We start from the raw sequence: 17,515 nt of genomic DNA on the forward strand, positions 1-17,515 counted from the left end.
GTCCACATCCCACTTTTCAAGCGTCGCTTGGCTCCGGCGTTGCCAACACCAGGTGCAGGCGGGCCGTGGCCACCGGCTGATCCTCCGCTTCCTGCCAGGCCGTGACCTGGACGTTGGCCAGGCGCCTCCCCTCGCGAAGGAGCTGGCAGCGTGCGTAGGTGGGTACGACGCGCGCCGTGCGCAGGTAATCGATGGAGAAGTCGACAATGCGCGGCAGGCGCGGCTCACGTGCCGAAAACATCAGGTCGAGAGTGCCGGCGGTCTCCATGAAAGCCGCCACCACGCCGCCGTGCAGGGCCGGCAGCAGGATGTTGCCGACATTGTGCTCATGCGGTTCGAGACGGAACACCAGGCCATCGCCGGCGGCATCCCGCGACGCCGAAACGCCGATATGACGCGCATAGGGAAGTCGCTCGAGCCAGGCACTCACGTCGCCCTGGTCACGGGTCCTGGCCAGCCAGGCCACGTCGTGGAATCCTTCAGGCATGGTCGGCCTCCCCAAACAGCGCTTCGGCAAAGCCCGGCGGCGTATTGCGCGGCCCGAGCCGAACGAAGTTACCGATGCCGCGAGCAATGGGTCGCTGCGGGTCCTGCCACAGCGTCCCCTCGGTGAAGACCATGGCGCCGGTCACGCGCAGCACGCGAGCCTCGGCCATGATCGGCTGGCCGGCCAAGGCCGGGCGATAGTGATCGACCCGCAGATCGAGCGTGGGACAGACCTCCGGCGACGGCAATCCACACAGCACCGCCGAGCCGCACACGGTATCCAGCAGCATGGTCAACACGCCGCCATGCACCAGACCGTGATCGACGTCGCCCAGCAGTTCGTCTCGCCACGGCAGGCGCATGCGTACCCAGGGCGGACTGACCTCTTCGACCTCGAGCCCGAGGTTGCGGGTATGTGGAATGATAGTGACGAAACGGCTCAGGCCGGCTCGCCAGCTGTCGGGACTTCGGCCTGCCACGACAGCCCCCCTTTGCAGCTCCTCGCGTTCGTTCACCCCACCCTCCAACAAGCGTTTGATCAGGTTTCTAGACTAGTCCGAGCCCAGTTGGGAGACAAGCGTCGCACGGTCACTACCCACGAGAGGAAATGCCGTTGACGCAGCGAGAAAACGTCGCGACGGTCTACTCAAGACGGCGCCAATAAGCGAGGATACAGTGGGTTCGTCACCGCCTTCCGGAGGCCGTCAACATGCGCTATTTCTTATCTTTTCGTCGCGCGACGAGCTGGCTCGCCGTAGCCGCTCTGAGCGTTTCCGTCACCGCGCATGCCCAGCCCAGCGACAGCGCCATGCGTACGGCACTCGAAGCCGCGCGCAATCATCAGTGGCAACGTATCGACGAGGCCGCCATCAGCGGCCACGTGCTGGAGGGTTACGTCGAATATCACCGGCTGCGCAGCCGCCTTCCCCAGGCCGAGCCAGGCCAGATACTGGAGTTCATTGAACGCCATCGCGGTGCTCCCGTCGCCGATTGGATGCGCGGCCAGGCGATCAGCCGCTATGGTGCCGCCGGCCGCTACGGCAGCCTGCTCGCCGTAGCCGATGGCAAGCCCAGCGGCACCGAGCGCCAGTGCTATTACTACACGGCGCTGCTCGGCAGCGACCCGCAGGCCGCTGCCGAAGGGGGGCGCACCCTGTGGCGCGTCGGCAGCTCGCAGCCCTCGGCCTGCGATACCCTGTTCGACCATCTGCGCGCCAGCGGCGAGATCAGCGAGTTCGATATCTGGGAACGCAAGATGCTGGCCTGGGAGCAAGGCGAAACCGGCCTGGTCAGCTACCTGGGCCGGCTGCTCGGCAGCCGCTGGCAGGAGGGCCGCGACGCCGTGGAGCGGCTGCAGCGCAGCTATGCCGACATTACCCGCATTCCCACCTGCATCGGTCCCGAATGCCGCGGCAGCGGGCCACTCTTCGTTGCCGCCATGCACGGCTTCATCCGTGCCGATACGGAAGCCGCCATGGAGGCATGGCGCAAGATCGCTGCGCACCTGCCGATCGAGGAGAGCCACCGCCACGCCATCGAGGAGGATCTCGCCTTCTATTCACTGGTGCGCGGCATAGAGCACAACATGGGCTGGGTCGACGAGGCGCTGCCGCGAATCGGCACTACCCGCGTTCTCGAGCTTCGCATCCGCCACGCGCTGGCCCAGCGCAACTGGAACGACGTGCTACGCTGGACCGAACTATTGCCCGAGGACTCCCGCGATGACAGCCGCTGGCAGTACTGGAAGGCACGCGCTCATGAACAGCTCGGCGATCAGGAGCGTGCCGAGGCGGCCTATGCACGAGCCGCCCAAGGGCGCAACTTCTTCGGCTTCGCCGCAGCCGATCGCATCGGCAGGCCCTATTCCTTGAATCTGGAGCGCAGCAGCTTCAACGGTGATTTCCGTGACCAGGTGGCACAGTGGCCGGCCGTGCAGCGCACCGAGGCATTGCTGCGCATCGGCGAGGATGGCCTGGCCAACAGCGAATGGCTGCATGCGGTGGCCAACGCTACGCCGCGCGAGGTGCGGGCACTGGCCGACTACGCCGAGCGGCGCGGCTGGCATGCCCGCCTGGTGCAGACCACGATCACCGCCCAGTTGTGGGACGCCCTCGACTGGCGTTTCCCCGAAGCCTATCGCGAGCACTTCCTGCATTGGGGACAGCAGACCGGGGTCGATCCCTACCTGCTGATGGGCATCGCCCGGCGCGAGAGTGCCTACAATCCCACGGCACTGTCGCCGGCCGGTGCCCGCGGCCTGATGCAGATCATGCCGGGCACCGCCACGCTGCTCAGTCGCCAGTTGGGTATCAGCGACCCCGGCCCCTACGGCGTGCTGGACCCCGAGCTCAACATCCGCCTTGGCAGCACCTACATCCGCGACATGACCAACCGCTACCGGGGCAACCGCCTCGCGGCGACGGCGGCTTACAACGCCGGCCCCGGCAGGGTGGACCGCTGGCTGCGCGATGCTCCCGAGGAATTCGACCTGTTCGTCGAGTCGATTCCCTTCCGTGAAACCCGCGACTACGTCCAGGCGGTACTCTCCTATCGAGTGATCTTCGAGAGCCTGGCCAACGGCGGCAGCAGCGAAGGCGTATCGATGCTCAGCCAGGCGGAGAAGACGGTGCGCTACGATGCCTCGCTGTTGGCCAGGAACTGACGCTCACCTGCTGCTCAGGCAGGCTGGCGCTCCAGCGCCAGCCTGACGCCGAACAGGATCAGTACCGCGCCTGTCGCACCGTTCAGTGCGCGGGCGAAAAAGCGACTGCCGAGCCAGCGCCCCGCGCTGCCGACCATGAACACGATGGCGATCTGCCACAGGTTGGCGATGACGAAGTGCACCCCAGCAAGCCACAGCGACTTGAGCAGCGCAGGGTCTGTCGGTGCGATGAACTGCGGCAGAAAGGCCATGTAGAAGACCACCGTCTTGGGGTTGAGCACATTGGAGAGCAGCCCCTCGCGCAGCGGCCGCCATACCGGCACGGCCTGGCGCCCACCCTGTACGGCCCCCAGCGGCAAAGCATTGCCGCGCTGGGCGGCCAGCAGACCATTGATGCCTAGCCATATCAGGTAGGCCGCCCCCGCCAGCTTGAGCGCGCTGAATGCCCAGGCCGATTGCAGCAGGATCAGCGAGATGCCCAGCGCCGAGATCGTGGCATGTACGAACAGGCCGCAGCAGATCGCCAGGCTGGTGAGCACGCCATCACGTACTCCTCCGCGGGCGGTATTGCGAATAACCAGCAACGTGTCGACTCCCGGGCTCATCGACAGCAGCGTGATGGCAATCAGGAAGGGCCAGAATTGTGCGTCCAGCATACAGGTGACTCCAGTACTGGGTGGATGACGAGGCACAGTGGCCAGGCATGGGCTCCGCCCAGTGGAGGCCTGGTTCGTGCCATTGTGGCACGAAGCACGGCCAAGGTAAGGCAACGGAATCTCTGGACGCTTGGAATTTTTCTATCTACAGTGGATTGAGCGGATGGCATGGTGGGAGTGGGAACTCACTGCAGATTGCAACCTGCTTCACCGGATGCTCCGCTGCGTTGGCCTGGAAGTGGAAAGTCGTCCGTAGTATGTCGAGTTTTTCGATACACCCGAAGCGCACTTTTCGTCTCTTGCCCACGCACTTCGGGCCCCGGTATTGCCGAGTGCCCAGCACGATCAATCAGTAAGTAAGGAAAATCGACAATGGCAACTGGCACTGTCAAGTGGTTCAACGATACCAAGGGCTACGGCTTCATCTCTCCGGACGACGGCGGTGATGACCTGTTCGCGCATTTCTCCGAGATTCAGGCTGAAGGCTTCAAGACCCTGCAGGACGGTCAGAAGGTTACCTTCGACGTGACCCAGGGCAAGAAAGGCCTTCAGGCCTCCAACATCCGGGTTTCCAACTGAGGCAACGCTTCGGCTCGGAAGACTTGGTGTCTGGCCTGGCAACATAAACGGGCCAGCTAGTCAGACGAAAGGCCCACCTTCAAGGTGGGCCTTTTTCATGGGTTGGTATTACTCATTCTCGCTCTCGAGCTGCGATGAGCCGCGCCTCGGATCGCTCTGCTCCGCTTCACGGAATTGTTCATCGAGCTGACGCTGGGCCTCCTCGAAGCGGCGTTCGGTCTCTTCGAGCCAGGCATCGACATCGGACTGAGTGACCTCACCGGTTCGTTCCGCCTCTCGTTCAATGTCCGAGGTCGTACCAGCCTCACCATCTTCCATCGGCTCGAGCGACGGCTCGAAATCGGCGCCTCCCTCCATTGGCTCCAGAACAGGCGAGTCCCTCTCCACTTCTTCGAATTGCTGGTCGATCTGACGCTGCGCTTCTTCGAAACGTCGCTCGGTATCTTCGAGAATGGCATCGATATCGGAGCGGGTGGGCTCACCGGGCAGTGCGCCGCCCTCCTCCAACGTATCGACAGGTGATTCACCCAGGGTGTCGGTATCGGCTTCGATCTCCTCGCCTGGCTCGAGCGTCGTTTCCTCCTCCGGCACGCCAGGCAGCGATTCATCGGCAGTATCGGCCTCCTCTTCCGCCGCCGGAGGTGGCGTGGTGGGCTCTTCATCGTTCGCCTCTAGCCCGGGTTCGGCTTCCGTGACAGGCGCGTCGGCCTCGGTCGGAGCGGCAGCCTCCTCGTCACTTTCTCCGCAGCCCGCCAACCCCAGTGCAAGGGTCAGCGCTAAGGCGGCAGGGATCCAGGGTGTCTTGGCCATCGGCTTTCTCCCATCCATATGAGACCAGCAAAAGGGCTCTATTCCAGCAGAGCCCGACGGTCGCTGCAAGCCGCCGGGCAAGTCTCTTTCCCTTGGACAGCGAAGGCGGAAAACGATCCCGCTCCGGCCCCAGAGGTATTGACAGAACAGCCTCTCAATCCGTGGCGCTCATCGGCAAGGGGCAGTCGAGCGCCCAGGCCACGGCTCGCAGCAGCTCGGCTTCCTGCGGATGGACACGACCGTCATGGGCCACGCAGCGTGCCATGGCATCGAGTAGCCTGGGGCGCTCCGCTTCGGCCAGCTGACGACAATGGTTCAGGGCCTCATCGAGATCCCGGCGCAGCCGGCCGAGGAGCGAAGGCCGCGGACAGGCCCAGCGTATCGGCCGCCTGGCGAAATGCCGCTGCGGCCATCGTTTCGTCGCGGCTCCCCGCAAGCGCCAGGCTCGACAGTAGACAGGCGACCGCACCCTCGACCTGTGCCAGATGCCGATGCCCACGCCGTGGCACGACGCCTTCGCTACCGCTGATGACCAGGCGGTGCAAAGCCCACTGCAGGGCACCAGGGTCGTCTTCGGCCGCCATCAGCCGCTCGAGACAGTCGCGAAAACGGGCATACTGGGCGACCGACAGTTGCTGCAACATGGGCAGGCAGAGTTCGATCAGCGCCAGCCGCTGACCCGGCCGGACCGCGGCAAGAGGCTCGGCGAGACGATCCAGCTCCACCAGTACTTCCGGCACGGCGGCATCGACCAGGGCCTCGCGCTGCCGCGCCCGGCTGCTCGGCTCGGCGCCCATGAGGATGCCGTACACGACTGCACGCGCCGCGTAGGGATCGTGAGCGGCCTCGAGCAATATGGGATCGATGCCAGCCAATACCCGCCGGGCCTGCTGTAGATCCTCGTCATTCGGCTCACCGACCCGCCGCGCCACGCTCATCGCCAACAACGGGGCCATGCCAGCGGCTGGCGCGGCAGCCCGAGTCTGATCCGCAGGCTCTTCGAGGCCGGCTGCAGCTGCGGCAACGGGCTCGGGTTCGCGTTCGACACTCGGCTCAGGCAGGTGGCCATCCCATGCGGGATCGAGGCGGCGAATGCGAGTGGCAAGCGGCGGATGGGTAGCGGTAAGGCCGCGCAGGCCCGGCAGGCCTCGGCTGAAGTAGAGATGGCTGAATTCCTCGGCACGGCTGGCATGCAGTTCAGAGCCATGGGCATGGGCCGCGACGCGCTTCAGCGCATCTGCCAACCCCGCCGGATTGCGGGTGTACTGCACCGCGCTGGCATCGGCCAAAAATTCACGCTGGCGGCTTACCGCCGCCTTGATCAGGTTGCCACACACGGTGCCGACGAAGCCCACCAGCATCAGCGCCAGGCCAGCTCCCAGCAGCACGACCTGGCCATTGTTCTGGCGCGACCCACGCGTCATGCGCCGCGCCGCCGTGCCCCGCAGCAGCATGCGCCCCACGAGTCCGATCACCAGAATGCCATAGAGCAGCGCGATCAAGCGCATGTTGAGCCGCATGTCGCCATGCAGCACATGGCTGAACTCATGGGCGATCACCCCCTGCAGCTCATCCCGCGTCAGGCAGCGAATCGCCCCGCGAGTCACACCAATCGCGGCGTCCTGCGGCGTATGGCCGGCAGCAAAGGCGTTGATGCCGGGCTCGTCGAGCAAGTAGGTCGACGGCACCGGCAGCCCCGAGGCAATGGCCATCTCCTCCACCACGTTGAGCAGCCTGCGCTCGTCGGGATCGCGTGTGGCGGCGTTGATCACTCGGCCGCCTAACGCCTCGGCCACCGCCGATCCGCCGGAGCGCAGCTGCAGATGCCGCGCCAGGCTGCCCGCCCCGACCACCAGCAGCACGCCAAAGGCGACACCGCCAAGCAGCAACGGATCGAGCGCACGGGCCAGCGGATCGCCCCCGGGCTGGCCGCCGTCGATCAGCACCATGGCAAGCGCAATCACCGCAACGGCGGCAGCAATCATTCCAACCACTGCCACGATCAGCAGCACGACCAACCAAAGGCTGAGGCGTCTTGCGCGCTCCTGGGCACCGAAGAAATCCATTGCCGCGTGCCGTTAGAAGTTGATGCGCGGCGCCGCCTGAATTTCGGCGCTGTCGTCGAATTCCAGCAACGCCGCATCCTCACGATGGCCCAGCGGCCCTGCCAGCAACACCGGCGGAAAGCTCTGCTTGTAGGTGTTGTACTGCATGACCGCATCGTTGAAGGCCTGGCGAGCGAATGCCACGCGGTTCTCTGTGCTGGTGAGCGTCTCGGAGAGCTGGCGCATGTTGTCCGAGGCCTTCAGATCGGGGTAGGCCTCCATCACTACGTTCAACCGCCCCAAGGCAGCCCCGAGTGCCCCCTCGGCACCTGCCAGCTCGGCCATGGCGCCAGGCTCGCCCGGTCGGGCGGCTGCCGCCTGCAAACCGGCCAGGGCAGCATTACGCGCTTCGGTCACGGCGGTGAGCGTATCGCGTTCGTGGGCCATATAGGACTTGGCGGTCTCGACCAGGTTGGGGATCAGGTCGTAGCGGCGCTTGAGCTGCACCTCGATCTGGGCAAAGGCGTTCTGGTAGCGATTCCGGAGTGCCACCAGGCGGTTGTAGATGCTGGCCCCGTAGATCACCAACAGCGCCACTACCACCAGTACGACGATCAGTGTCACGTTCATTCGCTCTCTCCCTTTCGCTGCCATCGACCCACGCTTGATGTGAGTCAATGCCGGAGCCTGCATTAGCGCCTGCTCAACGTCATAGGCCGATGGTATAGTGTGGCGGCCGCCCGGGCCAGCCAACCCGACAGTCATGCCTGTGCTCTCCGCGGTACGTCTTGCCCAACCGATCATTGCCAGGGAGTCGGTCTTGGTAGCGCAACTCAGGGATTTCCTACACGCACTGACCCATGCTCTACGCAACCTGTTACCCATCATCATCGTAGTGGTGGCGTTTCAGGCACTGCTGCTGCGCGAGTGGCCGGAGGGCGGGTTGGGCATGGCAACGGGGCTGCTGGTTGTCGCCGTTGGCGTCGCCCTGTTCCTGCAGGGACTCGAGTTGAGCATCTTTCCGGTGGGCAAGCGGCTCGCCAATCAGTTTGCCCGCCGCGGCTCCATGCCATTGTTGATGCTGTTCGGATTCGCCATCGGCTTTTCCGCCGTGGTGGCGGAACCGGCACTGATCGCCGTGGCCGAACAGGCCGCCATGATCAGCGAAGGGCGCATCGACGCCTTCACCCTGCGCCTGATCGTAGCAAGCTCGGTAGGGCTGGTGATGGCAATGGGCGTATTCCGCGTGATTCTCGGCCACCCCCTGCACTGGTACATGATCGTCGGCTACGTGATGGTGGTGCTGGTGACTTTCTTCGCCCCGAGGAGATCGTGGGGCTGGCCTACGACTCCGGCGGTGTGACCACCAATATCGTGACCGTGCCGCTGATCGCTGCACTGGGTATCGGCCTTGCCGCCTCGATCCGTGGGCGCAATCCGCTCACCGACGGCTTTGGCCTGGTAGCGCTGGCGGTGATGGTGCCGATGATCAGCGTGCAGCTCTACGGCATCCTGGTCTATGCCGACCCGGGTACCCTGGCCGGCGGTGCCGAGCTGATGCTCACCGAGAGCGACGCCGAGCCTCCCGCCGGCTGGGTGACGATGATTCTCGATCTGTTCGGCATGCTGCGCGACGTGCTGCCGATCATTCTGGTGATTCTCTTCTTTCAGTACGCCGTGCTGCGCCACCCTCTGGCCAGCCCACTCAAGGTTGGTGTGGGCTTCGCCCTGGTGATCGTGGGCCTGTATGCCTTCGTGGTGGGCCTCAAGCTCGGCTTGTTCCCGATCGGTCAGAGCATGGCCGCCCAGTTGATCGGCTTCGATACTTGGTTGTGGGTCTACCTGTTCGCCTTCTGCATCGGCTTTGCCACCACCATGGCCGAACCGGCACTGATCGCCGTGGGTCAGCAGGCTGAGGAAGCCGCCGCCGGTAAGATCCAGGGCAACGTCATTCGCCTGTTGGTCGCCCTGGGGTAGCCATCGGCATCACCATCGGCGTGCACCGCATCATCGTCGGCGATTCCATCCACCATTACATCATCGGCGGCTACCTGCTGGTGATACTGCTCACCGCTTTGGCGCCACGCTACATCGTGGCACTGGCTTTCGATCTCGGCGGCGTCACCACATCCGAGGTGACGGTGCCACTGGTCACCGCGCTGGGGATCGGCCTGGCCAGCCAGATCGAGGGGCGCAACGTGCTGATCGACGGCTTCGGGCTGATCGCCTTCGCCTCGATCTTTCCTATCGTGACTGTGATGAGCTATGCCATTCTGATGGAAAGGATGGCACCGCCGGGAGGCAAGACGAGATGAAGTTTTCGCTGTTGGTCGCCATCGTGCCGGAAGATCTCGAGCAGGAGTGCATCGACGCCGCGACCGAGGCCGGGGCAGTCGGCATGACACTGATGACCGGCCGTGGCATTGGTGGCGAACGCAAGAAGACTTTTTTTGGGCTGACCTACGAGGGCAGCCAGAGCATCATGCTGCTGACGCTGGAGAAGAGTCTCTCGCTGAGAGTACTCAAGGCGATACGCCAGGTGCTCAACCCGACAGGCGAGGACTCGCGGGGGCTGGTGATGACGTTGCCGGTGGAGCACTTGGGTGGCATCGACATGGCGCAGGTCAAGCGCTTCGAAGAACGACTCAGACAAGATGTTTGAACGAGTGGATTGACGGAGAGAACCAGATGCTGGTCAAGGACATCATGAACCGCGACGTGGTGACAGTTTCGCCTTTTGCCACCTTGCGCGACGCGCTGAGCCTGATGAAGCGCCACAACCTCAAGAGTCTGGTGGTGGAGCAGCAGGATCCACATGACGCCTGGGGGCTGATCACCTACACCAATATCCTCAAGACCATCGTCGCGGAAAACGGCGACATCGACCTGATCAACGTCTACGACGTCTGCGCCAAACCCGCCATCGGCGTAGGTGAGTCGCTCGATGTACGCCATGTGGCCAGCCTAATGACCGACAGCGTGGTCAAGCGGGTGCTGGTGCTCGACGACAACAAGCTACTGGGTCTGGTCACCATGGATGATATCGTAGGCACCGTTCTCGACATGATCGAGTAAGCCAACCGGACCCGCTTATGCAAGATTTCTTTTCCTGGCTGGGCCAGACCCTGGGCGAGATCATTCGCTTCGTGGTCGACCTGCTGATTCTGTTCTTCTACAACCTGGGGGCTTCCGCCCGGGGCTTTTTCGATGGCCTGGCCAACGCACTGGGCATACCCCCCACGCTGATCAGCCTGGCGGTGCTGCTGCTCGGCCTGTGGCTACTCTATCTCGCCCTGCGCGCCCTGCTGCGCCGACGCATCATCGCCACCCTGATCTGGGCGGTGCTGGGGTGGTGGTGCTGAGCTGGCTGATCTATTGATTGGGCGGAGGCTTTGCTGCTGCGCTCAGGCACTTGATGATAAAAGCTGGCCGCCGGCGGTGCCGATACGTCGGACTGTCGCTCTCCTCATGTAGCAGGCTACATTCCGGGAGCTGCGCTCCGGCGGCGACCAGCCTCTCATCGCTCGCGACGCAAATCACTCTCGCCCAATTGCCTGCACATTAAGCAAGGGCTTTTTCGATCACCTCATACACATTGGGCGAGAGCTTCTCGGCACGGATGCGTTCGAGTTCGCCCTTCATCAGTTCCTGACGCGATTCGTCGAAGCGCTGCCAGCGGGTGAGCGGCGTGACCAGGCGCGCGGCGATCTCGGGGTTGAGCCGGTTGAGTTCGATCACCACGTCGGTCAACAGCCGGTAGCCCTCCCCGTCGGCACGATGGAAATTGATCCGGTTCTGGTTGGCGAAGGCGCCAACCAGAGCACGTACCTTGTTGGGGTTCTTCAGCGAGAAGGCCGGATGCGCCATCAGGTGCTTGACCCGCTCCAGCGCATCCGGCTGAGGCCGGGTGACCTGAATGGTGAACCACTGATCCATTACCAGCGAGTCGTGAGCCCACTTCTCACCGAAGGCACGCAGGGCCGGCGCCGCCAGGTCGTCGCGGCTGCTATGGGTAAGCAGCGTAAGCGCATGACGTACGTCGGTCATGTTATGGTCGGCCTCGAACTGCCGGCGAGCGATGTCAATGCCCTGCTCGTCCTCGATCGCCATCAGGTAGGAGAGCGCCACGTTCTTCAAGCTGCGCCGGGAGATCTGCTCGGGCTCCGGCGCGTAGGGTGCATCGCTCACGTTCTCCTCGTAGACGCGCAGGAAGCCATCACGCAGCGTCGCCGCCAGCGACTGCTTGACGAAGTTGCGCGCCGCGTGGATCGCCTCGACGTCGACCAGCGGCTGCTGCTCGGCGATATAGGCCTCGCTCGGCAGCGTCAGCATCTCGGCTAGCACCGCCTTGTCGTCGCTGCCGCGCTCGAGCAGAGCGCGGAACGCCTCGACCACGCGCGGGTCCATGACCTTCTCGACGCCATTGCGATGGGCGGCGATCAGGTCGTCCAGCGCCAGCATCGCCAGGCGCTGGCCGGCGTCCCAGCGATTGAAGCCATCCGAATCGTTGGCCAGCAGGAAGGCCAGATCCTCGCGACTATAAGGGAAGCGCAGTTGAACCGGTGCCGAGAAGCCGCGCAATAGCGAGGGTACCGGCGCTTCAGGCACGTCGGTGAAGACGAAGGTCTGCTCCGCCTCGCGCAGGTGGATCACGCCATCGCCGCCGAGCGACTCCCCTTCCAGCGTCAGGGCAAGGTCGCGCCCCGTCTTGGTGCCCACCAACCCCATGCGAATGGGAATGTGCAGCGGGCTTTTCTCGGGCTGGCCGGGAGTCGCCGGCGTACGCTGGCGCAAGGTCAGGTGATACGCCGTGTTGGCGTAGTCGTACTCGCCGTAGGCATCGATCTCTGGCGTGCCGGCCTGGAAGTACCACAGCATGAACTGGGAGAGGTCCTGGCCTGAGGCTTCTGCCATGCAGTCGACGAAGTCCTCGATGGTCACCGCCTGGCCGTCGAAACGCTCGAAGTAGAGGTCGCTGCCGCGGCGGAAGGCCTCCCAGCCCACCAGGTTGCTCAGCATGCGTACCACTTCGGCACCCTTCTCGTAGATGGTCAGAGTGTAGAAGTTGCCGATCTCGATGTAGTGGTCGGGGCGCACCGGATGGGCGGTGGGGCCGGCATCCTCGGCGAACTGGGCGGTGCGGAAAAAGGCAACGTCCTCGATGCGCTTTACCGCCGCCGAATTGACGTCGGCGGAGAAGCACTGATCGCGAAAGACGGTAAACCCCTCCTTCAGCGACAGCTGGAACCAGTCGCGGCAGGTGACGCGGTTGCCCGACCAGTTGTGGAAATACTCATGGGCGACGATTCCCTCGACCCGCTGGAAGGTGGCATCGGTAGCGGTGTGCGGATGGGTCAGCACCGCCGCAGAGTTGAAGATGTTGAGCCCCTTGTTCTCCATCGCGCCCATATTGAAGTCGTTGACCGCCACGATCATGAACAGGTCGAGGTCATACTCGCGGCCGTAAGTCTCTTCATCCCACTGCATGGCACGCTTGAGCGAGGCCATGGCGTGGTCGGTCTTGCCCAGGTTCTCCTCCTCGACCCAGATCTGCAGCGTGACCTCGCGTCCACTCATGGTGACGAAGCGATCCTCCACCTTTTGCAGGTCACCGCCTACCAGGGCGAACAGGTAGCTGGGCTTGGGAAAGGGGTCGTTCCAGGTGACGAAGTGGCGCCCCCCGGGCAGCTCGCCCCGCTCTACCGGGTTGCCGTTGGAAAGCAGCACCGGCAGGCTCGCCCGATCGCCGATCACCGTGGTGGAAAAGGTCGCCATCACGTCCGGACGATCGGGGTAGTAGGTGATGCGGCGGAATCCTTCGGCCTCGCACTGGGTGCAGTACATGCCGTTGGAGAGATAGAGCCCTTCCAGTGCCGTGTTCTCCTGGGGCGCGATCTCCACCTCGGTATCCAGGCGGAACCGACCGGGCGGGTTGTGCACGGTCAATCCGGTATCGCTCAGTGTGTATTCGTCGTCGGCCAGTACCTGGCCATCGATGGCGATACGCTTGAGTATCAGTTGCTCGCCATCGAGCTGCAGTGGCGCGTCGCCTCCGCTCTGCGGGTGGCGCTCAATTTGCAGGCTCGCCTTGACGCTGGTAGCGGCGGGGTCCAGTTCGAAGGTCAGCTCGACATGAGACACACGATAGGCGGGCGGCCGGTAGTCGTGGCGATGGGTCGGCTTGGGTTCAGACATCGGGAATGGCTCCTGTCCATGGTCGACGCCCATTGTACGGTTGCCGGCTCCCCAACCTCAAAGGCGCTTGCCCTCAACGCCGGATCAGGCGCACCGCTGTGCTGCCGGGCTCTGGCCGCGTCACGATCCACAACCCCAGCAAGGCCAGACCAGACACCAACAGTAGCTTCAGCCATACCACGCTGAGCGTCACCAGCAGCACCAGGATCGAGAAGGCCAGCATCAGGCCGGCAATCCATTTGGCATGGCGGGGTATGGCGCGCTCCCCTCCCAAGCCACCACGGTGGGGCCAAAACGTGGATGCTCACGTATCCACGAGGCAAAACGCGGCGAGCCACGGGAGGCCGCCCATACCGCCAGCAGCATGAAGCAGGTCGTCGGCATCAATGGCACGAAGACGCCTACCACGCCGAGCGCGAAACTGGCCCAGGCCAAGGCGATATAAAGGGCTCGACGAAGCGAATGCATGCATGAAGCTCCAGATTCGGCATCTTTGCTGCTGCTTCCATTGAAGCCCATCTCCCTCTGGCAGGCCAATCGGCTAAGGCTATGGACCTCTTCGTAAAAAAATCACTGCGTAAAAAGAAAGCCCGCCCGAAGGCGAGCTGACAGACCCAAGCCACTTTTACTGAATGGGAATCTCGCGGCGATTCGCTTTCACCTCGCCACTGCGCGGCACCCTTATCTTGAGTATGCCGTGATCGAAGGATGCCTTGATCTCCTCGGTCTGCGCATCGGCGGGTAGGTCCAGCACCCTGCGGAAGTTGCCATAAGAGCGTTCGATACGCTGGTAGCGATCCTCCTGGGTACTGCTCTCCTGGCGTTTCTCGCCTTCGATGACCAGGCGGCTGTCGTCCAGGGTGAGCTTGATGTCCTTCTCTTCCACGCCAGGCACTTCGACGCTGATCATGTATTCGTCATCGCGCTCGGCGATGTCGAGCTGCGGCCTCAACAAGCTCGGCATCTCCCCGAAGCGGCTCTCTAGGAAAGGCATGCCGAATTGACGCATGACGTCGTTCATCCAGCGATCGAGTTCCTGATGCAAGCCGACGAACGGTGTCAGCTCACTCTGCCTGGGCTCCACGGGAACCGGTACTCCGGCATCGCCGCGCTCGCTCCTGAACCAATTCCAGGGAGAGAGTTTGTGCAATTTCATACGCCACCTCCTGTTCGTGACAAGCCAATGTGACGCATCGGGCAGGCCTCACCGGCACTGCACTAGCACGAAGAGAATTGGTGGCGCCCAGCTGCTTTTCAAGGGGAGTTCGGACATCCCTTGCGCCAGGTCAAGTTTACCATCGACCACGACTGGCCGATGGCAAGCGCGGCGTATCAGTCGCGGAAATTGTCGAACTGAAGGGCCAGGTCGGGACCGCCCTCGCCGCGCAGCATGGCGATGACCTCCTGCAGATCGTCGCGCTTCTTGCCGGTGACGCGCACCTTCTCGCCCTGGATCTGAGCCTGGACCTTGAGCTTGCTGTCCTTGATACGCTTGACGATGTCCTTGGCTTCCGTCTGCTCGAGCCCCTGCTTGAGCTTGACCTCTTGACGGGCTCTGACACCGGAGAGCTCGGGCTCCTGCACGTCCATGCAGCGGGCATCGATGCCGCGAGCGATGAGCCGGTTGCGCAGCACGTCGAGCATCTGCTTGAGCTGGAAGTCGACCTCGGCTTCCAGCAGCACCGTATCGCCATTCAGTTCGAAGCTTGCCTTGACGCCCTTGAAATCGAAGCGCCCCTGAATCTCACGGTTGGCCTGATCGACGGCGTTGCTGGCTTCATGCTTGTCATATTCGGAAACGATATCGAAAGAAGGCATGGCGATGTCTCTGTTTGCCCAAACATGCCGGAAGTTTACCAGTCCCTCTCGATCCCTGCGCGCCTAGCGGGCTGTCAGTTCAGTCCGACAGCCCGCTCTTCCGTTGCAACGACAAGAGGCTTGCTCATCTGCCAGCCGGCACAGCCATCCTCGTAGTAATCCTCGAGCCAGCGTTCGAGGCGAAAGCCCATGCGCCGGTAGAGCCCCAGGGCAGCACGGTTATCTACCCGGACCTCCAGGCCCAGCGCGGTGCAATCGTAACGGACGGCGACCCGCTCCAGGGCTTCGAGCAGTTGGCGCCCCAACCCGCTGCCGCGCGCTTGCGGATGCACGCAGAACGAATAGAGCCGGGCGCGGCGGCTGCCACGCCGGAACAACAGGGTGCCGTATCCCACCAGTCTCTCCCCGTCATCGGCGACGAGAGTCTCGGCATGAGCGCGATTCAACAGGTGCCACAGCTGTCGACGACTGAAGCGATCGCCGCTGAAGGCCACCTGCTCCAGGCGATAAAGTGCGCCCAGATCCTGCGGATGGGCCTGGCGCAGGGTGACGTTCATGAAATTCTCCGGGACTGGCTGCAGCGATGTGGCAACAGGGCGATGACCATACGGACGACGACTGGGCCGTCAGTCATGAAATCATTTCACCTGTCGAAGCGCTTGTCGACTGCAAGATGCAACGGCATGCTGGCCGCATCCAGCGGCGTCATGCCGCCTCTTACACTCGAACGGAACTCGCCCATGTGCCCTTTGCGAATCGTCATCGATCGGCAGGAAGACTGGCAGCCCTACTACCCTTCCGAAGACCTGATCAGCGCAGATGATTTCCTGGCCCTGGATCGGCGTCATCGCGCGGCCGCCGACCAAGATCGCAGCACCCACGTGATCAACCTGTGCGGCGAACTCGATTACCTGGGTACCGGCTACTATGTTTCGCTGCTCGCCCAGGCCCGCGGTCAACGTGTGCTGCCGAGCGTCGAAACGCTCAACGAGCTATCGCGCAAGGTCCTGGTCGATCTGCAGTTGGATACGCTGGCACCGCTGCTTGGCGAGCTGGCACGCCAGGGACGCCTGGCCGGCGACAGCGTGACGCTGCGCGTGTTGTTCGGCGAGTGTCGAGAACCCGAACTTGCCCGGTTGGCGCGCAAGCTCTTCGAACGCCTGCCGTGCCCCCTGCTGGAGGCACGCCTGGTGCGGCGCCACGACCTGTGGCGGCTGGCCCGACTCAAGCCAATCCACCTTCGTGACCTCAACGCCGAGGAACAGGATCTCTTCGCCTCCGCCCTCAATCGCCACTCGCGCAAGGTATGGCGCACACCCAAGGCGCGCCGTCGCTATCGCTTCGACCTGGCCATTCTGATCGACCCCAAGGAGGCCATGCCACCGAGCAACAAGAGCGCGCTCAAGGCCTTCATCCGTGCTGGGCGCAAGCTAGGCATCGATGTCTCGCTGATCACTCGACGCGATGCAGGGCGGCTGGCCGAGTTCGATGGACTCTTCATCCGCGAGACCACGGCGTTGGACCATCACACCTATCGCATGGCCCGCTTGGCCGAGCACGAAGGGTTGGTGGTGATCGATGCGCCACGCGACATCCTGCGTTGCACCAACAAGGTCTACCTGCATGCGCTGCTGCGCGCCCGCGGCGTGCCGGCGCCGGAAGGCGTACTGCTCAAGCGCCGCGACCGGCGCCCGCTCGGCGAGCGAATCGCCGGCCTGAGCTTCCCTCTGGTATTGAAGATTCCCGACGGCTCCTTCTCTCGCGGCGTGGTCAAGGTCGAATCGCTGGAGCAGCTAGAGCGCGAGGCCCGGCGCCTGTTCGAGGACTCCGCTCTGCTGCTGCTGCAGGAGTGGCTGCCGACCGAGTACGACTGGCGTATCGGCGTTCTGGATGGGCAGGTGCTGTTCGCCAGTCGCTACTACATGGCTCGCGGACATTGGCAGATCTATGACCATTCAGGCGCACGGGTGAAGAGCGGCGGCTTCACTACCCACGACCCCGCCGAGGTGCCACCAGCCGTCATTCGGGCGGCACTCAAGGCTACCCGCCTGATCGGCAACGGGCTCTATGGCGTGGATCTCAAACAGACAAAGGATCGCGTCGTCGTCATCGAGGTGAACGACAACCCCAATGTCGACGCCGGCATCGAGGACAGCGTGCTCGGGCGCCAGCTCTACGAGCGCATCATGGAGGTCTTTTTGACTCGTATGGAAGCGCGGGTCGCGGCCAGGACGGAAGGTGCCCGCTAAACCAATCACACCCAC

At 63.6% G+C, this 17,515-nt stretch carries 19 protein-coding genes and 1 pseudogene; 8 read left to right on the plus strand and 12 right to left on the minus strand.

The window, feature by feature from the left end:
* Positions 1-16: 16 nt before the first annotated feature.
* Together EKK97_RS16345 and EKK97_RS16350 are read right to left on the minus strand one after the other, a co-directional pair.
* On the minus strand, positions 17-487 hold the full coding sequence (locus EKK97_RS16345) for a PaaI family thioesterase (RefSeq protein WP_159553472.1): 471 nt from the start codon (positions 485-487) through the stop codon (positions 17-19).
* Complete coding sequence (locus EKK97_RS16350; protein ID WP_159553473.1) at positions 480-1,001, minus strand: PaaI family thioesterase; 522 nt, start codon at positions 999-1,001, stop codon at positions 480-482. Before EKK97_RS16350 ends, EKK97_RS16345 begins: the two co-directional genes overlap by 8 nt.
* A gap of 194 nt (positions 1,002-1,195) precedes the next feature.
* On the opposite strand from EKK97_RS16350, the gene EKK97_RS16355 reads away from it, so the two are divergent.
* Entirely contained in the window at positions 1,196-3,148 is a 1,953-nt protein-coding gene (locus EKK97_RS16355; RefSeq protein ID WP_159553474.1) for a transglycosylase SLT domain-containing protein, read from the plus strand.
* Positions 3,149-3,162: 14 nt separating this feature from the next.
* On the opposite strand, the gene EKK97_RS16360 is transcribed toward EKK97_RS16355, so the two are convergent.
* Entirely contained in the window at positions 3,163-3,804 is a 642-nt protein-coding gene (locus EKK97_RS16360) for a LysE family translocator (RefSeq protein ID WP_159553475.1), read from the minus strand.
* A 372-nt stretch (positions 3,805-4,176) separates the two neighbouring features.
* Here EKK97_RS16360 and EKK97_RS16365 point away from each other — a divergent pair, with 372 nt between their 5' ends.
* Complete coding sequence (locus EKK97_RS16365; RefSeq protein ID WP_111413787.1) at positions 4,177-4,383, plus strand: cold-shock protein; 207 nt, start codon at positions 4,177-4,179, stop codon at positions 4,381-4,383.
* Between the two features lie 108 nt (positions 4,384-4,491).
* Here the strand turns inward: EKK97_RS16365 and EKK97_RS16370 are convergent, their stop codons facing one another.
* The 3 genes from EKK97_RS16370 to EKK97_RS16380 form a co-directional block, all read right to left on the minus strand.
* Positions 4,492-5,193 (minus strand): hypothetical protein, encoded by a 702-nt coding sequence (locus EKK97_RS16370; RefSeq protein ID WP_159553476.1) that lies wholly within the window; start codon positions 5,191-5,193, stop codon positions 4,492-4,494.
* Positions 5,194-5,516: 323 nt separating this feature from the next.
* Positions 5,517-7,259 carry a M48 family metallopeptidase gene (locus tag EKK97_RS16375; protein WP_159553477.1) on the minus strand — a complete coding sequence of 581 codons (1,743 nt, stop codon included), beginning with the start codon at positions 7,257-7,259 and terminating at the stop codon, positions 5,517-5,519.
* A 12-nt stretch (positions 7,260-7,271) separates the two neighbouring features.
* Positions 7,272-7,868 carry a LemA family protein gene (locus EKK97_RS16380; RefSeq protein WP_159553478.1) on the minus strand — a complete coding sequence of 199 codons (597 nt, stop codon included), beginning with the start codon at positions 7,866-7,868 and terminating at the stop codon, positions 7,272-7,274.
* A gap of 190 nt (positions 7,869-8,058) precedes the next feature.
* Here EKK97_RS16380 and EKK97_RS23910 point away from each other — a divergent pair, with 190 nt between their 5' ends.
* The 5 genes and pseudogenes from EKK97_RS23910 to EKK97_RS16400 all read left to right on the plus strand — a co-directional run bounded on the left by EKK97_RS23910 (position 8,059) and on the right by EKK97_RS16400 (position 10,600).
* Entirely contained in the window at positions 8,059-8,601 is a 543-nt protein-coding gene (locus EKK97_RS23910; protein ID WP_340162883.1) for a DUF1538 family protein, read from the plus strand.
* Positions 8,598-9,553, plus strand: a pseudogene (locus tag EKK97_RS23915) (DUF1538 domain-containing protein). Before EKK97_RS23910 ends, EKK97_RS23915 begins: the two are co-directional and overlap by 4 nt.
* Positions 9,550-9,900, plus strand: coding sequence for a P-II family nitrogen regulator (locus tag EKK97_RS16390; RefSeq protein WP_159553479.1), 351 nt, complete (start codon positions 9,550-9,552; stop codon positions 9,898-9,900). The pseudogene EKK97_RS23915 and the gene EKK97_RS16390 overlap by 4 nt, the downstream one beginning before the upstream one ends.
* Positions 9,901-9,926: 26 nt before the next feature.
* Positions 9,927-10,313: a CBS domain-containing protein gene (locus tag EKK97_RS16395; protein ID WP_010627336.1), complete on the plus strand. Its 387-nt coding sequence runs from the start codon at positions 9,927-9,929 to the stop codon at positions 10,311-10,313.
* Between the two features lie 17 nt (positions 10,314-10,330).
* Entirely contained in the window at positions 10,331-10,600 is a 270-nt protein-coding gene (locus EKK97_RS16400; protein WP_236551248.1) for a hypothetical protein, read from the plus strand.
* A gap of 199 nt (positions 10,601-10,799) precedes the next feature.
* Here EKK97_RS16400 and pepN read toward each other — a convergent pair whose 3' ends face one another.
* The 6 genes from pepN to rimI form a co-directional block, all read right to left on the minus strand.
* Complete coding sequence (gene pepN / locus EKK97_RS16405; RefSeq protein WP_159553480.1) at positions 10,800-13,433, minus strand: aminopeptidase N; 2,634 nt, start codon at positions 13,431-13,433, stop codon at positions 10,800-10,802.
* Positions 13,434-13,506: 73 nt separating this feature from the next.
* Entirely contained in the window at positions 13,507-13,656 is a 150-nt protein-coding gene (locus tag EKK97_RS25935; RefSeq protein ID WP_340162884.1) for a hypothetical protein, read from the minus strand.
* Complete coding sequence (locus tag EKK97_RS25940; RefSeq protein ID WP_340162885.1) at positions 13,656-13,901, minus strand: YbaN family protein; 246 nt, start codon at positions 13,899-13,901, stop codon at positions 13,656-13,658. Before EKK97_RS25940 ends, EKK97_RS25935 begins: the two co-directional genes overlap by 1 nt.
* A 157-nt stretch (positions 13,902-14,058) precedes the next feature.
* Positions 14,059-14,589, minus strand: a complete 531-nt coding sequence (locus EKK97_RS16415) for an Hsp20/alpha crystallin family protein (RefSeq protein ID WP_159553481.1) — start codon at positions 14,587-14,589, stop codon at positions 14,059-14,061.
* Between the two features lie 176 nt (positions 14,590-14,765).
* Positions 14,766-15,251, minus strand: coding sequence for a YajQ family cyclic di-GMP-binding protein (locus EKK97_RS16420; RefSeq protein ID WP_159553482.1), 486 nt, complete (start codon positions 15,249-15,251; stop codon positions 14,766-14,768).
* A 74-nt stretch (positions 15,252-15,325) separates the two neighbouring features.
* Complete coding sequence (gene rimI, locus EKK97_RS16425; protein WP_159553483.1) at positions 15,326-15,808, minus strand: ribosomal protein S18-alanine N-acetyltransferase; 483 nt, start codon at positions 15,806-15,808, stop codon at positions 15,326-15,328.
* A gap of 183 nt (positions 15,809-15,991) precedes the next feature.
* Between rimI and EKK97_RS16430 the strand changes: the two genes are divergently transcribed.
* A complete protein-coding gene (locus EKK97_RS16430) occupies positions 15,992-17,500 on the plus strand; it encodes a RimK family protein (protein WP_159553485.1) in 1,509 nt (502 codons plus the stop codon).
* Positions 17,501-17,515: the final 15 nt, after the last annotated feature.

This window comes from Billgrantia tianxiuensis (genome assembly GCF_009834345.1).
Taxonomy (GTDB): domain Bacteria; phylum Pseudomonadota; class Gammaproteobacteria; order Pseudomonadales; family Halomonadaceae; genus Halomonas; species Halomonas tianxiuensis.

What these genes read in the sequence shown, in the direction of transcription:
- EKK97_RS16415 (WP_159553481.1), bottom strand. Translation starts at nt 14,589, where the DNA reads ATGAAATTGCACAAACTCTCTCCCTGGAATTGGTTCAGGAGCGAGCGC.
- EKK97_RS25940 (WP_340162885.1), bottom strand. Translation starts at nt 13,901, where the DNA reads ATGCATTCGCTTCGTCGAGCCCTTTATATCGCCTTGGCCTGGGCCAGT.
- EKK97_RS16380 (WP_159553478.1), bottom strand. Translation starts at nt 7,868, where the DNA reads ATGAACGTGACACTGATCGTCGTACTGGTGGTAGTGGCGCTGTTGGTG.
- EKK97_RS16370 (WP_159553476.1), bottom strand. Translation starts at nt 5,193, where the DNA reads ATGGCCAAGACACCCTGGATCCCTGCCGCCTTAGCGCTGACCCTTGCA.
- EKK97_RS16420 (WP_159553482.1), bottom strand. Translation starts at nt 15,251, where the DNA reads ATGCCTTCTTTCGATATCGTTTCCGAATATGACAAGCATGAAGCCAGC.
- EKK97_RS16395 (WP_010627336.1), top strand. Translation starts at nt 9,927, where the DNA reads ATGCTGGTCAAGGACATCATGAACCGCGACGTGGTGACAGTTTCGCCT.
- EKK97_RS16355 (WP_159553474.1), top strand. Translation starts at nt 1,196, where the DNA reads ATGCGCTATTTCTTATCTTTTCGTCGCGCGACGAGCTGGCTCGCCGTA.
- EKK97_RS16345 (WP_159553472.1), bottom strand. Translation starts at nt 487, where the DNA reads ATGCCTGAAGGATTCCACGACGTGGCCTGGCTGGCCAGGACCCGTGAC.
- EKK97_RS16430 (WP_159553485.1), top strand. Translation starts at nt 15,992, where the DNA reads ATGTGCCCTTTGCGAATCGTCATCGATCGGCAGGAAGACTGGCAGCCC.
- pepN (WP_159553480.1), bottom strand. Translation starts at nt 13,433, where the DNA reads ATGTCTGAACCCAAGCCGACCCATCGCCACGACTACCGGCCGCCCGCC.
- rimI (WP_159553483.1), bottom strand. Translation starts at nt 15,808, where the DNA reads ATGAACGTCACCCTGCGCCAGGCCCATCCGCAGGATCTGGGCGCACTT.
- EKK97_RS16375 (WP_159553477.1), bottom strand. Translation starts at nt 7,259, where the DNA reads ATGGATTTCTTCGGTGCCCAGGAGCGCGCAAGACGCCTCAGCCTTTGG.
- EKK97_RS16400 (WP_236551248.1), top strand. Translation starts at nt 10,331, where the DNA reads ATGCAAGATTTCTTTTCCTGGCTGGGCCAGACCCTGGGCGAGATCATT.
- EKK97_RS16365 (WP_111413787.1), top strand. Translation starts at nt 4,177, where the DNA reads ATGGCAACTGGCACTGTCAAGTGGTTCAACGATACCAAGGGCTACGGC.
- EKK97_RS16390 (WP_159553479.1), top strand. Translation starts at nt 9,550, where the DNA reads ATGAAGTTTTCGCTGTTGGTCGCCATCGTGCCGGAAGATCTCGAGCAG.
- EKK97_RS25935 (WP_340162884.1), bottom strand. Translation starts at nt 13,656, where the DNA reads ATGCTGGCCTTCTCGATCCTGGTGCTGCTGGTGACGCTCAGCGTGGTA.
- EKK97_RS16360 (WP_159553475.1), bottom strand. Translation starts at nt 3,804, where the DNA reads ATGCTGGACGCACAATTCTGGCCCTTCCTGATTGCCATCACGCTGCTG.